This window comes from Kitasatospora sp. NPDC002543 (genome assembly GCF_053594915.1).
Genome location: NZ_JBSFWR010000149.1, coordinates 1 through 15654, shown reverse-complemented (window position 1 = coordinate 15654; position 15654 = coordinate 1). Strand labels below are relative to the sequence as shown.

At 73.2% G+C, this 15654-nt stretch carries 10 protein-coding genes, 1 pseudogene and 1 CRISPR repeat array; of the genes and pseudogenes, 8 read left to right on the top strand and 3 right to left on the bottom strand.

The features are described from left to right. The first annotated feature begins 268 nt into the window (after positions 1–268). Positions 269–1359, top strand: a pseudogene (locus ACWD4P_RS35645) (IS110 family transposase). 85 nt (positions 1360–1444) lie between these two features. Here ACWD4P_RS35645 and ACWD4P_RS35640 read toward each other — a convergent pair. Both ACWD4P_RS35640 and ACWD4P_RS35635 read right to left on the bottom strand, forming a co-directional pair. Continuing rightward, complete coding sequence (locus tag ACWD4P_RS35640; RefSeq protein WP_449782485.1) at positions 1445–1990, bottom strand: SMI1/KNR4 family protein; 546 nt, start codon at positions 1988–1990, stop codon at positions 1445–1447. Between the two features lie 644 nt (positions 1991–2634). Next, positions 2635–3420: a DUF2785 domain-containing protein gene (locus ACWD4P_RS35635; protein WP_449782484.1), complete on the bottom strand. Its 786-nt coding sequence runs from the start codon at positions 3418–3420 to the stop codon at positions 2635–2637. Positions 3421–3774: 354 nt separating this feature from the next. Here ACWD4P_RS35635 and ACWD4P_RS35630 point away from each other — a divergent pair, with 354 nt between their 5' ends. Next, positions 3775–4821: a HEAT repeat domain-containing protein gene (locus ACWD4P_RS35630; RefSeq protein ID WP_449782483.1), complete on the top strand. Its 1047-nt coding sequence runs from the start codon at positions 3775–3777 to the stop codon at positions 4819–4821. A gap of 416 nt (positions 4822–5237) precedes the next feature. Here the strand turns inward: ACWD4P_RS35630 and ACWD4P_RS35625 are convergent, their stop codons facing one another. Then, entirely contained in the window at positions 5238–5618 is a 381-nt protein-coding gene (locus ACWD4P_RS35625; protein WP_449782482.1) for a hypothetical protein, read from the bottom strand. Between the two features lie 469 nt (positions 5619–6087). Here ACWD4P_RS35625 and ACWD4P_RS35620 point away from each other — a divergent pair, with 469 nt between their 5' ends. The 6 genes from ACWD4P_RS35620 (at position 6088) to ACWD4P_RS35595 (ending at position 15452) form a co-directional block, all read left to right on the top strand. Next, positions 6088–7161 carry a helix-turn-helix transcriptional regulator gene (locus ACWD4P_RS35620; protein ID WP_359827838.1) on the top strand — a complete coding sequence of 358 codons (1074 nt, stop codon included), beginning with the start codon at positions 6088–6090 and terminating at the stop codon, positions 7159–7161. A 459-nt stretch (positions 7162–7620) separates the two neighbouring features. Next, positions 7621–8820, top strand: a complete 1200-nt coding sequence (locus tag ACWD4P_RS35615) for an MFS transporter (RefSeq protein ID WP_449782481.1) — start codon at positions 7621–7623, stop codon at positions 8818–8820. A gap of 350 nt (positions 8821–9170) precedes the next feature. Continuing rightward, on the top strand, positions 9171–9542 hold the full coding sequence (locus tag ACWD4P_RS35610) for a hypothetical protein (protein ID WP_449782480.1): 372 nt from the start codon (positions 9171–9173) through the stop codon (positions 9540–9542). Positions 9543–9771: 229 nt separating this feature from the next. Further along, complete coding sequence (locus ACWD4P_RS35605; protein ID WP_359827843.1) at positions 9772–10641, top strand: LysR family transcriptional regulator; 870 nt, start codon at positions 9772–9774, stop codon at positions 10639–10641. Between the two features lie 252 nt (positions 10642–10893). Then, a CRISPR array of direct repeats spans positions 10894–11966; the repeat unit is 29 nt; unit sequence GTCCTCCCCGCACCTGCGGGGGTCAGCCG. A 159-nt stretch (positions 11967–12125) separates the two neighbouring features. Then, positions 12126–14267, top strand: coding sequence for a HEAT repeat domain-containing protein (locus ACWD4P_RS35600; protein WP_449782479.1), 2142 nt, complete (start codon positions 12126–12128; stop codon positions 14265–14267). Between the two features lie 249 nt (positions 14268–14516). Next, on the top strand, positions 14517–15452 hold the full coding sequence (locus ACWD4P_RS35595) for a hypothetical protein (RefSeq protein WP_449782478.1): 936 nt from the start codon (positions 14517–14519) through the stop codon (positions 15450–15452). The last annotated feature ends 202 nt before the right edge of the window (positions 15453–15654 follow it).

Here is a 15654-nt window from a genome sequence, read left to right as displayed (position 1 = left end):
GATGATCGAGGAGGGCGCCGGAGCGACACATCCGCCGTGAGAACGGAGCGCCTCACCCTCCCGGGGGAGGCCGATCCACACCTTGTGGCGGCCGGGCACTCTGCCGTCGGCGCCATCGGGTGACGTCACTTCGGGGGAACATCCGCAGCACTTGAGATCGCCGGCTGCTGCCCGAACCGCTGACCGATCGCTGCTACTTCACGTGAACGAAACCACCCGCCCGACCGCCGCGTGCCGCCCCCGGCTCGGACAAGCGGCAAGGACGGACATGACCAGCGTGACGTACGACGGCCCGGAGATCACCGGCGGAGTCGACACCCACGGGCTGGCCCACCACGCGGCGGTGATCGACCGGCTGGGCCGGCACCTGGCCGACCAGGAGTTCCCGGCCACTGTCGCCGGCTACCGGGACCTCCTGGAGTGGATGCGCTCGCACGGCGCCCTGCGCGCGGTCGGCGTGGAGGGCAGCGGTGCCTACGGCGCCGAGCTCGCCCGGGTGCTGACCGCCGCAGGGGTCACGGTCCTCGATGTGGACCGGCCGGACCGCAAGGTGCGCCGCCTGCGCGGAAAGTCCGACCCGATCGACGCCTACGCGGCCACCACGGCGGTGGCCGCCGGCCGGGCAGTCGGTGTCCCCAAAAGCCGCGACGGCGTGGTCGAGGCCATCCGGGTGCTGCGATGTGCACGCCGCAGCGCGGTCAAGGCCCGCACCCAGGCGATGAACCAGATCCGCGGCCTGCTCGTGTCCCCACCGGCGGTGCTGCGCGAGCAGGTCGCGGGTCTGGAGCGGGCCCTACTGATCCGCACTCGCCCGGCTGCGGCCCGGAACGGACCTGTCCGCGCCGCTGGCCGCGACCAAGGCCGCCCTGCGGCGCCTGGCCCGCTGCCACCAGGCGCTCAACGACGAGATCACCGAGCTCGACACCGAGATCGGCCCGCTGGCCAAACAGGCCGCCCCGCAGCTCTTGGCCCTGTTCGGGGTCGGCTCCGAGAGCGCCGGCCAGCTCCTTGCGTCGGCCGGCGACGATCCCGAACGGGCAGCGCTCCGAGGCGGCGTTCGCGCACCTGGCCGAAGTCGCACCGATACCCGCCTCCTCCGGCCGCACCCACCGCCACCGCCACCGCCTCAACCGCGGCGGCGACAGGGCCGCCAACAACGCCCTGCACACCATCGTGCTGATCCGCGTGCGCTACGACGAGCGCACCCGTGCCTTCGTCGCCCGCCGCGCCAAGGAAGGGCTGTCGAAGAAGGACATCACGCGGCGCCTCAGGCGCTTCGTCGCCCGTGAGGTCTACCGAGCGCTCACCAGCACACCATCAACCAAAATCACGCGAACCGATCTTGCTCCTGCGGCTTGACGTCTATAGGAGCATCACCGCCACTGCGGAGAGAGCGAGGTCTGCATCGACGAGCTCGGCAGCCGCACGTGAACGCCGTGCCAGGTCACAGCGGTTGCCGCCAGCTGCGATAGGCGTGTGGGGGCCTGTCAAAGCCTCTGTCGCTGAAGGGGTTCGGCAGCGTGCCGTCGAGGGTGCCGGTCAGGAAGTCGCCGAAACCCACGGCGAAGCGGACCCAGGGGTCCTCCCGGAAGTGGTGCTGGCGCTTGAAGACGACGACATCCCAGCGGTCCGGGTCCCGGGTGTCGCAGAGCCAGAAGGCCACGTCGCCGTTGGCACTGCCCGCGAAGGGGAGAAGCCTCCTCTCCTTCAGGTCCTCGGGCTCGGTGCCGGTGTGAGCCGCCGGTTCGTCCCTGGGGTCGAAGTCCAGCCCATCGATGAGATCGCCGTACGGGGAGCCGTTCACCGGCGGCGTGCTGACGCCGAGGTACTCGTCCAGCTCACCGCCGCCGTAGAGCGTGACGAAGTCGCGGTAGTCGGCGGGCAGGCGCAGGCCCGTGGTCCGGGCCAGATCCTCCCAGTCGACGGTGTCGCCGGGGGTGCTCGGCTCCCCCAGCAGGGCTGAGAGGCGGGTGACGGCAGGGTGGACCATGACGATTCTCCTCCATGGGTGGCGCGGTTCGATCAGTCACCGAATTGCCCGGCGCAGCCCCAGCCGCAAGCCGCCGTCGCCGAACGCGGGAGTACACCGTGGCTGCCTCGACGAGACGTTGAGCGGGGCCCCGGAGAAACCTACCTACCGACCGTGATGGTCGTCCGACCGACCTGGGCGCGCGCAGGGCGGCCATGACGTGCCCGAAGGCGGGGGGCACAGTCCTTGACGGGTGTGAGGCGGAAACACGATTCCCCGCCGGCCGCGGTTTCGTGTCGGCGCGACTCCCCCGTCCTCGTGGTCGCGAACCCCCATGGGAACAGTGACCGCCCTCGGGCACACGCGGCCGCCGGCATCCGACGCGGATCGGGCGGGGGCGGTCGGCTCCGCACGCACGAGTGCCACCCCACCGGCTCAACTCGGCCCCGGACGACGAGGCTCCGTCCCGGCGTCTCGTCCTGGGCCTCTCCCGGCCCCGTCCCCCTGTGCGGCCGGGGCCGGCGGCAGATCGCTGCGAGCGCCGGCCGCGTGCTGTCGGCGGCCGGGTCGAGTCCGGCCGTGGCAGGGGGTCGTGCCACGCGCCGACGCGAGAAGTCGGGCAGGCCGACTTCTCGTGCGCCTGCCACCCGGTCCCGCACCCCCGACTACGGGAGCAGCGGGCGCAGGACCGCGGCCACCCGGGCCTTGACCGCGTCACCGCAGGCGAGCGGGACGGGGTTCCCGCCGCGCTCCGCGGACACTCCGAGGTCCGCCAGGAGGTACAGGGCGCGCAGGGTGCGGACCGTGTTGGAGGCCCAGACCGGCATCGGCCCGCGCTCGTACGGGGCGAGGGCGGCGCCGACCTCCCTCAACCAGGCCGTCGACCGCTCCGGCGTCAGGTCGGGACGGGTGAGGACGAGGGCGACGGCCTTGGCGAGCCGGTCGTCCTCCCGTTCCGCGAACAGGTGGTCCGTCGTGGCGAGCAGCCGTTCGGCGGCGAGTGCGAGCAGCGGCTCAGGGTCGACCTCGGGCCGCAGTCCGCAGGCCCCCAGCAGGTCCGCGCCGTGCGCGACGGCGTGCAGCCAGCCGAGTTCGTCGTCGCGGCCCCGCAGGTCGGTCTCCGAGCGGTACCAGGCGGCGAACGCGTCGAGCCACTCGGGCCTGAGACATCCCCGGCTCACGATCATCCTCAGCACGAGCGGGGCGACCGTCCTGGCCTGGATCCGAGGATCGGTGAATCGCTGGGCCATCAGATCGCCGAGCGCGAGCAGCCCGTCCCCGTCGATCACCCCGCGGCGGATCCAGGTGTCCAGTACCGCGTACGGGTAGCTGTCCCGGACCTCCGGGTCCGGATCCCCCAGAGCGTCCGCCAGCTCTGCGGTCAGGTCGTCCAGCCGGCGCCCTTCGGGAAGTGCACAGTCGGTGTCGTAGATCTCGCGCCAGTTCGTCACCCCCGGCACCCTACCGGCGGCCGCCGACCCCGCTCACCTGCATTCTCCGGGCCCGGCCGGGCGAACGGGGGCGCGCTGCCGGGGTGCGTGAGAAGTCGGCCCGGCCGACTTCCCACGCGAACCCGCCCTCCGCGTTCGGCCGCGCCCACCACCTCGGTACCGCAACAGCCCCCGGCATCCGGTCTCCCCACACGATCGCCCGGAAGCCCACCTGCCCCGGAGCGTCATCGGAGCGATCGCCGCCACCGGGCGGCCCACGGCACAGCCCATCACCCGCCGCGGCCGGCCACCGGAGCCGGCCCGGAACCGGAAATTCCCTGTCCCCCACCGGGCCCCTCGGGCAAGAATGCGCGCATGGACAACGTGACGGGGCCGGTGGGGCACGTGATGGCGGCGGCGCGGACGGCGAAGGCTTCGGAAGCGGACGACGACTGGCACGCCTACTGGACACTCGCCCGGGAGGCAGCGGAGGCGGAACGCGCCGAGACCACCCTGCGCCGCGGGTCGGGCCTGCTGGGCTCGGCCGATGCCCTGGAACGCCAAGTGGGCTGCGATCTGGTGGGCCTCGCGGCCGAGGAACACGAGTCCCTGCGCGGCGAAGCGGCCACCGCCCTGATCGCGCTCGCCGCAGCGGAGACGGAGCCCAGCGTCCTGTCCTCCCTCATCTGCGGCCTCGGCCGGGCACAGGACCCGCGCGCCGTTCCCGTACTGGTGAAGCTCTCCGAACACGAGGACGCCGAACTGCGGCGGCACGTCGCCTCGGAACTCGCCTTCGTCCACAGCGGTCTGCCCGACGGCCCCGACATCCGGGCACTGATCCGGCTCACCCGGGACCAGGACCCCGAGGTCCGCGACTGGGCCGCGTTCACCCTGGGATTCCAACTGGAGCAGGACACCACCGCCATCAGGGACGCCCTGTGGACGTGCACCACCGACGAGAACGGCGAGGTCCGAGAAGAAGGCGCACGGGGCCTGGCCAGACGGCACGACCCACGGGCCGTCCCACTGATCGCGCAACTGCTGCAATGCAACGCCGACGACCACACCTTCGCCATCCAGGCAGCCGAGATCCTGGGCGCCCCCGAACTCCTCCCCGCCCTGAACACTCGCGAGCCCGACTCACCCGAAACCGCCCAGGCCATCGCCGCCTGCGACCCGGCACGTCGGGCCCGCATCGAGAACGACGCCTGGGCAGTCGTCATCGAGTTGGACCGCCTGCGCCCCGACCTCGGCGCGGCACTCAGCTCCCCGCGCTACGAGTCGGTGCACAACATGAAGGTGACCCACCGGGAGACGGCCGACGCCGGCTACGACGTGGCCTCACTCCTCACCCGCGCCGACGGAGACCCGACCCGGGCCGCCGAACTGGTGGTGGCCGACCTCGCGGCTCCTGCGAGCTGAGACCGGGCTCGCGGACTGACGTTCTCTCGGAATCCTCGGCCATCGCCACATGAGATGATGCACAGGCCCTCTGACACCTCAATACCCCTCAGACAAGCTCCGCAAAGAAGCGGCAAAGCCCCCGCATCCCCCCAGCTCGCAAAGGGTCCTCCCCGCACCCGCGGGGGTCAGCCGCGCGTCGACGGATGGCGCCCGGCTCGCCCGTGGTCCTCCCCGCACCCGCAGGGGTCAGCCGGTCTGGCGGGCGTTGGGGCAGCGGTTCGCCCGGTCCTCCCCGCACCCGCGAGGGTCAGCCGCCGCCGTCACGGTGGCGGTGTGCTGCCCGGCCGCAGCGGGAGCGTGCTACGGGCCGGGGCCGCTCGCGGCAGTCGATCCACGGCACCGGCACGGATCGCAGAGGTGGCTCCTTCGAACCGTCAGTAGGCCGCGTTGGCATGGTCGTTGAACCAGTCGGGCAGGTTCGGCCACCATTCGCCCGCGCCCGCGTCGAAGGTCATGCCGTCGCCCGAGAGGTGCACGACCTGTCCGGGGTAGGCGGCCCAGCTCCTGAGCGAGGAGACCTTGTGGTTGACCAGGACGGGGAAGACCGTCCAGGTCCCGATCTGGAACTCCCAGCAGTCACCCGTGTAGTTGTAGTTGGTGAAGACCTGCCCGTACCCGGCCTGCCCGTAGTGGGTGCAGTTGCCCGCCGCCTGGGCGCTGGGCGCGGTGACGGCGCCGAGCACCCCTGCGGCCGCGGTCGCGATGGCGACGATTCCGGCCTTGAGGCGGGGCTTGTTGAGTGTCGGGCGCAGCATCTCGGTCTTCTTTCGTGGCGTGGTGTCCGGCGCACACGTGATGATGGCGCGTCGTCGGGCGTACGGATAGTAGTGGTCCGGCCAAGATGGTCCGGGAAGTCGCCTCATGATGATCTTGCCGTCCGACCGCAGCGCTCGGCGGCGGCCAAGTGCTCCTCGGGCGAGGTCAGTCCGGTCGGGCTCCTCACGGTGGTCCCAGAAGGTGCCCGACTCGCGGTCCCACCTGGCAAACCGGTCCTCACGCCGCCGTGGCCCGTCCTCCGACGGCGTCGTGCCCGTCACGGTCACTCGTTCCCGGTCGATGCCGCTCGGACGGATCTCCTGTCCGGCTCCGTGTGTCGAGCAACGTGGCACCGGCCTGTGGTCGTACGGCCGTACGCGGTCCTCATCCCCTGGGAGGAGCCGGGACGCCGTCTCTCCACCGTTCGATGCATGGGTGGGACGCGAACTGCCGTGCTAGCTTCCCCGCATGGGGCGACGTGGGGTGGCGGCGCGGGCCGCGATCGAGGGGATGCGGGAGCTGGCCGGGGCCGGGTTGGCGGCTCCCGAGGTGTTCCGGCGGGCGGATGAACTGCTGCGTGAGGTACTGGAGTTCGACGCGGTGTGCTGGCACACCGCGGACCCGGTCACCGGGCTGGTGAATTCGGTGCAGAGCGAGGATCTCACTCTGGACGGGTTCGAGCACGCCGTGCGCCTCGAGGTGTGGGCGGACGACGTGGCGACGTTCTCCAAGATCCGGCACAGCGGGGTGCACGCCGAGACGCTGACCCGCGCCACCCGTGGCAGTCTGTACGACAGTGTGCGGTTCCGGGAGCAGGTCGCGCCGGCCGGGTTCGGGGACGAGCTGCGGGCGGTGTTCGACGCGGCCGGCGGCATGTGGGGGTGCGCGGCGTTCCTGCGGGCGCCGGACCGCGGCCCGTACCTGGAGCGCCACCGTGTGATCGCCGACGCCGCCGCCCGGCACCTGGGCCATGCGCTGAGGTCGTGTCACGTACCGGCCGGGGCGCGGGAGGAGGAGGCGGACGCGAATCCGGCGGTGCTGGTGCTGGACCGGCGCAACCGGCTGCAGGCCCTGTCCGGACCGGCCGAGGAGTTGCTGGCCCGGCTGGCCGACCCGACCTCGTCCTCGCTCGCCGTCCCGACCAGCGTGGCGATGGCCGCCGAGCAGGCCCGCCGGGCGGCGCACGGGCTGCCCGTACCGCAGAACCCGGTACGGGTGCGGTCCCGGGACGACCGCTGGTACCTGCTGCACGGTTCCGCCCTGCGCGGGGGCGGGGCGGCGAACGCGGTGACGGTGGTGGCCGCGCCGGCCACGCCGGCCGAGGTGATGCCGCTCTACCTGGCCGCGTTCGGGCTGACGGCGCGCGAGCAGGAGGTGGCGTTGCTGCTGGTGCGCGGCCATGACACCAGGGACGTGTCGCGGGTGCTCGCGATGACGCCGTACACGGTGCAGGACCACCTGAAGTCGGTGTTCACCAAGACCGGGGTGGGCAGCCGCCAGGAGCTGCTCGCGCGGATCATGCTCGGCGGGCAGCGCTGCTGACCCGTGCGGCGGCCGCCTGTGCGGGTCGCACGGTGAGCGGCGCGGCGGAGTCGGGCTCGGACACCGGCTCGGACACCGGCTCGGACTTCGGCTCGGACACCGGCTCGGACTTCGGCTCGGACTTCGGCTCGGGCTCGGACACCGGCTCCTGCCCGGGCTCCCGCGATCATCTCCGTTCGCGATAACTGACATCCCGAGGCATCGCCCCGGAGCAGGAAGCAACGGGAGCGTGCCGGCGCTCGTACCCGTGTGACGGCAGCGAGGAAGCTGCCGTCACCGCCCCGCCCGCGCCGGCCTGCCCCGGCTGGTCATTGCTTCCAGAAGGTGAACATGTCCGCCTCGCCCGACGTCCCGACCGCCTCGCGCCGATCCACCGCGCCCCCGGCACCCGGAGCCGCGACCCCAACGCCAGCAGCCGCAGCCGCAGCCCCATCCACCACCCCGACGGCCCCCCACGGCGTGCCGGGCTGGCTGATAGCCCTGTTCGCCGTCGCCTCCGGCATGACGGTCGCCAACCTGTACTACGCCCAGCCGCTGCTCTCCTCCCTCGGCGAGGTCTTCCACACCGGCACCGCCACCACCGGGGCCCTGATCACCCTCACCCAGGTCGGCTACGTCATCGGCATGCTCTTCCTCGTCCCGCTCGGCGACCGCCTGGAGAAGCGCAACCTGATCACCGTTCTGCTGACGGTCACCACGCTCGCCCTCCTCGCCGCCGGGTTCGCCACCAGCTTCCCGATGCTGCTGATCGCCTCGCTGGTCAGCGGCGCCACCTCGGTCGTCGCCCAGATCCTGGTGCCGTTCGCCGCCGGCCTCGCTCCCGACCACACCCGCGGCCGGGTCGTGGGCCGGGTGATGAGCGGTCTGCTCACCGGCATCCTGCTCTCCCGAACGGTGAGCAGCCTGGTCTCCGACCTGGCCGGCTGGCGCGCCGTCTTCCTCGGTTCCGCCGCGTTGATGGCGCTGCTCGGCATCGCGCTGCGCGCCGCCCTGCCCTCGCACGCCCCGACCACCACCGTCCCGTACCACCACGTGCTGCGTTCCACCGTCCGGCTGGTGCGCACCCACCCGGCCCTGCTGCGCCGCGGCCTGTACCAGGCGGCGATGTTCGGCGCCTTCAGCGCGTTCTGGACCACCGTCTCCTTCGTCCTGACCGGCCCCGGCTTCCACTACTCCGCGGTCGGGGTCGGCCTGTTCGCCCTCGTGGGCGCCGCCGGGGCGGCCGTCGCCCCGTTCGCCGGGCACTGGGCCGACCACGGGCTGACGCACCGCATGACCGGCCTCGCCTTCGCGGTCGCCGCCGCGGCGTTCGCCCTCGCCGGGTTCGGCGGGCGCAGCGTCGCCCTGCTGGCCCTGGCGGCCGTCCTCCTCGACATGGCCGTCCAGGCCACCCTGATCCTCGGCCAGCACACCGTCTACCAGCTCGACCCGGCCGCCCGGGCCCGCCTCAACAGCGCCTTCATCGCCATGTTCTTCGTCGGCGGGGCCGCCGGCTCCCAGCTCGGCTCGACCCTCTTCCACGCCGGCGGCTGGACGGCCGTCTCCGTCCTCGGTACGGCCCTGCCCCTGCTCGCGCTCCTCTACTGGACCACCGAGCGCCGCCGGGCGACGCCGGTCGAAACCGTTCCCGGTCCCGTTCCCGGTCCCGTCGGCGAGTGACCTCCGCGGTGCCGCACTCGGTGCACGGGGCGGCCAGGCCCCGTGCACCGAGTGGGCACCGAGGCCCCCACACGCGTCCTAATGTCCTGAACGCAACCACCAGTCGAGAGCTGGCGGCCGTTCAGGAACTGGAAGCATGCTGAAGAAACCCGTGGTCCGGTCCGGTCTGCTCTCGCTCTGCGCAACCGTCGGCATGGTCACCACGCTGAGCGGCACGGCACACACCACCGAACGGCGTCCCCTCGAGATCCGGGTGATGGACGGCGGCACCCGGCTCACGTCGATCCGCATCCGGTCGGACAACCCCTACGTGGCCGGCTTCTCCTCCCCCCACCACCAGCCGGCACTACGTGTTCGCCGACGGCCGGTCACAGGAGCTCAACGGCGGGCTCGGCATCACGAACGCCCGCATCATGCCGACCACGGGGACCTGCACGGCCCTCCCCCGCGGCAACAACCGGCAGAACCTGACGCTCTCGCCCGAGACGATCCACAGCGCCATCCAGCAGCTCCGCCAGGCGAACGGGCACGGCGACCACCTTGGCCGCGCCCTGCCGGTCACGATCCGGATCTTCTCCGGGGCCGCGCGGTTCTCCCCCGTCTCGGGACGCGGAACCAGGCCCGGTCGACCACCGTCCTCGGGCACATCGTCCGGCCCCTCACGGAGCCGGCCCGACGCCCTCGGCTTCGTCGAACTCCGCCGCTCCGTCTCGAGGCCCTGAACGCCCGGCCCCGGACTCGGAACACTCACGCCCCCACCCGGACAGCGCCGCCCCGCTGCGTGAGAAGTCGGCCGGTCCGACTTCCTGCGCAGCGGGGCACCCGGCCTCGGCCGCCGAGGCCCGATCGACCCACCGCCCGGCCCCCTACGATGCGGTCAAGAACCAACCCCGCCCCCGTCCCGTGCCTCACCAGCGGACGTACGGGGCACGGCCCGACCAGGAGTTGACGATGGACCTACGGCAGATGGAGGTCGTGGTCGCGGTGGCCGAGAGCGGCGGCTTCACGGCGGCGGCACGACGGCTGCACGTCGTCCAGTCCTCCGTGTCCGCCACCGTCCGCGCCCTCGAACGCGAACTCGGCACCCCCCTGTTCGACCGCACCACCCACCGCGTCGCACTCACCCCCGCCGGCGAAGCCTTCGTCCCCGCCGCCCGCGCGACCCTCCGAGCCGCCGAACTCGCCCGCGAAGCCGTCGACGCCACCCGCGGCCGACTCCGCGGACGGGTCACCGTCGGCACCATGCAGGGCGTCTGGGCCGGCCTCCACCACGCCCTCGCCGCCCTGCGCGCCGAACACCCCGGCGTCGTCGTACACCTGCGCCAGGCCGCCGTCGCCGACATCCGCCAAGCCCTGCGCGACGGCACCGTCGACCTGGCCGTCGTCGCACTCGACCGAGGACAACAACGCGGCCTCACCACCAGGCTGCTGTCACGCGAGACCATGGTCCTGCTCGCCGCACCCCGACGGGTGCTCCCCGGAACCACCCCGGACGGCGAGGTCAGCCTCGCCGACACCGCCCGACTCCCCCTGGTGGACTTCACCCCCGGCTGGGCCATCCGCGACGCCGTCGACCGCGCCTTCCGCGCCGCGGGCGTCGACCGCACCACGACCTTCGAAGTGAACGACATCGTCGCCGCCGCCGAACTGGTCCGCAACGACCTCGGCGTCTGCATCATGCCCAGGTCCATCGCCGACCGCTTCCCCGACCTCCCCCAGTACCGCTTCGACCACCACGCCCCGACGTGGAAGGTCATGGTGGTACGCCCCCCGGGCGAAGCCCCGCCGGCGGTCGCCGCACTGCTGCGGCACATCACCTGACGAGCCCCGCGCAGGGTCCCACCGGGGCATGGAGCGGGAGAACCCGCAGTGCGGCCCCAGCCCGTCCGGACGCTCGGCCTTCAGCCTCGCCCGGGAGTCCCCGAACGCCGGATCAGCCGGACAGGAACCGCCAGGCGTGCCGGTTCCTTGACGCCGCACCAGCTCTCCAACGGCGCTGATAGGGTCGAGCATCGCCACAGCGGGCCTTGCAAAGAAATTGCAAAGCCCCTCAATCGCCCCAGGTCACAAAGGGTCCTCCCCGCACCTGCGGGGGTCAGCCGGCCTGTGCGGGGCCGTCACCGAGGATGTCGGTGTCCTCCCCGCACCTGCGGGGGTCAGCCCGCCCTGGACGTGCAGGGTCGGCGCGGTGATCGGGTCCTCCCCGCACCTGCGGGGGTCAGCCGACGTGGACTCGACCGGCCAGACGAAGGTCGCGGTCCTCCCCGCACCTGCGGGGGTCAGCCGGCCTCGGTGACGAGGCGCGGCCGCAGGTTTGCGTCCTCCCCGCACCTGCGGGGGTCAGCCGCGCTCAAGGAAGGCGCGGCCGCCGGCCTTGCCGTCCTCCCCGCACCTGCGGGGGTCAGCCGGAGCACCCCCCCCCCCCGTGACGACGACCCTCGCCCGGGTCCTCCCCGCACCTGCGGGGGTCAGCCGCGCTCGCCGAGCCCGAGCTGGACGGGCCGGCCGTCCTCCCCGCACCTGCGGGGGTCAGCCGACGACGGTGCGGACGGTGTACCGGCAGGGGCCGTCCTCCCCGCACCTGCGGGGGTCAGCCGGCGGTCGGCGTGCATGTTAGAGCCGTATGCCGGTCCTCCCCGCACCTGCGGGGGTCAGCCGACCAGCAGGAACGCGGGCTCCTCGATCAGGCCGTCCTCCCCGCACCTGCGGGGGTCAGCCGGACTGGATGAGGTAGCGCTGGGCAGTGCCGTGGTCCTCCCCGCACCCGCGGGGGTCAGCCTTCACCGCCTCCGACAAAAACACCATCCGCGCCGTCCTCCCCGCACCCGCGGGGGTCAGCCGAGGTTCTCGGCGAGGGACGGTTCGCCGGGGTTGTCCTCCCCGCACCCGCGGGGGTCAGCCGCTGATGCAGCAGGGCGTCCCGCTCGCAGTCGCGTCCTCCCCGCACCCGCGGGGGTCAGCCGGTAGGCCACGGTGACGTACCGGCCGCGCGGGTGTCCTCCCCGCACCCGCGGGGGTCAGCCGGTTCCGGGCGGGTGGATGGGTTCCGTGCGCCTGTCCTCCCCGCACCCGCGAGGGTCAGCCGACCCCGCGCACCGCGTGCGCGACGATCCACACGTCCTCCCCGCACCCGCGGGGGTCAGCCGCGCACTATGTTCACCTACACCGCGCCGACGAGGACCCGGCCGCCTGAAGTGGCGGGCTGGGTCACCTGCCACTCGGACACTGCTCGAACAGCTCGTTCCACTTCGCGTCGGGATTCGCCCGTGATGGCGGTGTCAGCACCTCGTGTCACTGTGCGACTCATGATCAACATTCTTGACGGCGTCGACCTCGTCGACTGGTCGTCCATGGGTCACGCCTACGGTCCGGCCGACGAAGTCCCGCTGTGGCTGGAGCAGATGGCCTCGCCCGACCCCGACGTCCGGGAGGGGGCGTTCAGCAGGTTCTACAGCTCGGCCCACCACCAGGGCGACGTCTACTCGTGCACGGCAGCGAGCCTGCCGTTCCTGTTCGCGCTCGCCGGCGATCCCCGGACGCCCGACCGCGCGGCCGTCATCCGGCTCCTGCTCAGCATCGGCAGGGCGGCGCTCGACCGCGACCCCGACGGCGTCTACTACAGTCCGTCCGGCCACGCGTCGACGCCCCACGCGGATGTCGTGCCTCAGATGCGTGAGCGCGTCGAGGACTTCGTCCGGCACGCGGCTGACCCAGACCCGCAAGTGCGGCGGGCCGCCGTCCCGGCCCTGGGGCTGTTCCTCGACGACGCCGGCCAGGCGTTCGCCCGGCTGCGCGAGCGGCTGGCGGCCGAGAGCGGCACTTTGGAGCGGCTCCTGGTCATCGACGCGGCCGCGACGCTGGCCCAGCGGCTGCCCACCGCGCTGGGCCCGGTGACGACCTGGCTCGCCACCCTGGCGGCCGACTCCGGGCTGGACGCCGACATCCGGCTCGCCGCCCTCGTCCACCGGGCCGCCTGCGCACCCGAGACGATCGACGCCGGTCTCGTCCCGACCGCGACCGACCTGCTCCAGCAGCTCACACACGAGCCCGCGCCCCAGGACGAGATCGACGCCGGGCAGGACGACTGCGGGCAGTGCACCTGCACGGACGACGACTTCGCCACCGCACCGGCGACAGCACCGAACCGGGATGTCCCGCCGCAGCTCGCCGCGGCCTTCGCCGACCTCGACCGGCAGGACCGTGTACACGCCCCGACCACCGAGCTGCTGACCACCCTTCACCGGGTACTGGACACCCGGTTGCCCGAGCGCACGGCCCTGCTCACCGCGCAACTCCGCAGCCTGGACCGGGCCACCCGGTACGACGCCATCAGGATGGCCAGGGCCCTGATCGACTCCTGGCGCGGCGACCACTCCGACCTCGTCCGGCTGCTCGCCGACTGCCTGCTGCCCCAGGACCCGTACACTGCCGCCGAAGCGGCCGACACCCTCAGGCGACTCCCCGTCACCCTCGCTGAACCCGCCCGCGAGGCCCTCGCCGTCCTCGTCGAGGCCCACCGGGCCGCCCACGGACCGACCGTGTGGGCCTCGCCGCACCCCCTGTTGCGCCGAGCCCATCAGGAGGCGGTCACGGCACTGGCCCGCCTCGGCGACGAGCGCGCCCTGCCCGGGCTGTTGACGGCGCTGGACACCGACGCCGATGCCTGGCGCGCGGTGCAGGTCGCCGGCCACCTCCCCCAGGCCGCCGGGGAACTGCTTCCCCGGTTGTCCCGGCGCCTGGCCGACGCGGACTTCGCGCGGGACTGGTCCTGGTCGGACGCCTGCGCGTTGGTCGCTGCCCTTCGCCGGCTCGGCGACCCCGCCGCCGTGCCCGCACTCACCGCAGCCGTCACCGCCTCCGTCCGGCAGGAGCAGTGGCGCGGCGCCGCCGCGGCCCTCCACGCGCTGACCCGCTTCGGCACCGCAGCCGCGCCCGCCCTGGAGACGGTCCGGCCGCTCGTCGAGGCCGAGGACATGGACCTGCGTCTCGCCGCGACAGAAGCCCTGTGGGCCCTCGAACGCGATCCCACGGATGTCGTACCGCGGCTGACCGACCTGCTCGACACCGACGCGCAGCGGGACGCGGCCGACATCCTCGGCCGGATCGGGGCGCCGGCGACCGCGGCCCTGCCCTGCCTGCGGCAGCTGCTCCGCGCCGAGGACGAGTGGACCCGGGTGCACGCCGCCGCCGCGATCCACGACATCGGCGGCCCGGCCGAGGCGGAGGTCGTCCTACCGGTGCTGCTGGAAGCCTGGGAGCGGGAGGACTCGACCGCCAAGCAGGTACTGGAGTGCCTGCGGCGGATGGGCCCCGCCGCCGCGCCCGCCCTTCCGCTGGTCCGTGCGGAATGCGCCCGGTCCCGCCGCAGCGGGGGTTTCTTCATGATCGTCAAGGAGGACGAGGCACTCCGGCGCACCGCCCTCGCCGTCATCGACCAGCTGGCCTGAGGCGAGCCCGCTCGGCCCGGCCCCGGGGGAACCCGCAGCACGGGCGGCCCGGTCCTGGGGCCGCCCCGAAATCCGATGGATCCTCCGCCGTGAGCGCGGCACAATCCCGGGGAAGCCGCAGCGGGGGGAGCCTGTTTGGACGTGTTCGTGTGCGCCGGTTGTTCGGCCGAGCTGACGGCGCCGGTGTCCCGGGTCGCACTCCCCGTCCACACCCACTACGGCGCCTGGGAAGAGCTTCACCCTCCGCTGATGGAGCCGTCGACGTACGCGGTCGAGCCACGGCCCACCGGACCGCCCTGGCGGTCGTGGGAGAAGGTCGGGGAGGAAGCCGCTGCCCGGCAGGGCGTGTACGCGCCGGTGTACGCCGTCTCCTTCGGCGCGCGGGACAGGATCGTCATCGCGCCCGGTGACTCCCGGTCGATGACCCTGATCCTGGAAAAGTGCGAGGGCTACTGCCGGGGCGTGGACGGCCGGGCCGGGCCCAATCTGGCCTGTACCGGGTGCGGACGGGCCGTGGCGACCCGGATCGACGACTGCGGCTCGTGGCAGACGGTGTGGCTGGAGCCCGACGCGGTCGTCCGCCGCCCCTCGGGGGTCCCGGCCGGCCCGCTACCCGACTGGGCGGACCTGGAGCGTACCGACCACCGCGCCCCGCCCGTCGAACCCGACGGGTCGTGGAGCCGCCGGTGGGAGGCCGCCGTCGGCGTCGCGCTGGCCCACCTCGTGGCGGCCACCGAGAACCGCCCGGTCACCCTCCCCGCCGGCCCCGTCGCCGAACTGCTCGGCCACGCCGTGTCCCGCTACCTCCCGCCCGGTCCCGACCCCCGCGTGGTGGCGTTGGCCGGCCCCGGCGTCCCCGGGTCCCGGCCCCATCCCGACGTCCTCCTCGTCCCCCGCCACCCCGGCACCGGCGACCCGTGGCGCCCACCCGACCACAAGGCGACGGTGGTACCGCTGGACAGCGGAGTCTGGGCATACCTCGCCGGCCCCGCGGAGGAGACCTCGCCGACACCCGCCACCGGGGTGCTCCCGGCGGGTGTCCTGCGCGACGACTACCCCCTGCCGCCACGCCCCTGGTACCCCCTCGAACCCCACGGCGAGGCCTTCAGGGACACCCTGGTCGGGCTACCCGCGATCCGCGGCCCCAGGCTGCGCGGGTATCACGACGCCGCGTACCGCTCGTGAGCGGCCGTGACCGTTCCCCAGGTTCTCGGCCGCGAGCCCGCTCACCTCGGCCGGGCCCTCGACTTCACAGGCCCGGTCGTAGTCGTCCGCTGCTCGGTGGATCACCCTAGGGCGTGTCTGACAATTGGCGTCGGATCAGCGTGCGGCGTTGGGGTGCGTGCATCGCAAGGCGGAGGAGGGAGCCACTGCGGAGCATTGGCGA

Excerpts from the sequence above, each read along its gene's own strand:
- ACWD4P_RS35640 (WP_449782485.1), bottom strand. The coding sequence starts at position 1,990 with ATGGTCCACCCTGCCGTCACCCGCCTCTCAGCCCTGCTGGGGGAGCCG.
- ACWD4P_RS35630 (WP_449782483.1), top strand. The coding sequence starts at position 3,775 with ATGGACAACGTGACGGGGCCGGTGGGGCACGTGATGGCGGCGGCGCGG.
- ACWD4P_RS35625 (WP_449782482.1), bottom strand. The coding sequence starts at position 5,618 with ATGCTGCGCCCGACACTCAACAAGCCCCGCCTCAAGGCCGGAATCGTC.
- ACWD4P_RS35620 (WP_359827838.1), top strand. The coding sequence starts at position 6,088 with ATGGGGCGACGTGGGGTGGCGGCGCGGGCCGCGATCGAGGGGATGCGG.
- ACWD4P_RS35605 (WP_359827843.1), top strand. The coding sequence starts at position 9,772 with ATGGACCTACGGCAGATGGAGGTCGTGGTCGCGGTGGCCGAGAGCGGC.
- ACWD4P_RS35600 (WP_449782479.1), top strand. The coding sequence starts at position 12,126 with ATGATCAACATTCTTGACGGCGTCGACCTCGTCGACTGGTCGTCCATG.
- ACWD4P_RS35595 (WP_449782478.1), top strand. The coding sequence starts at position 14,517 with ATGGAGCCGTCGACGTACGCGGTCGAGCCACGGCCCACCGGACCGCCC.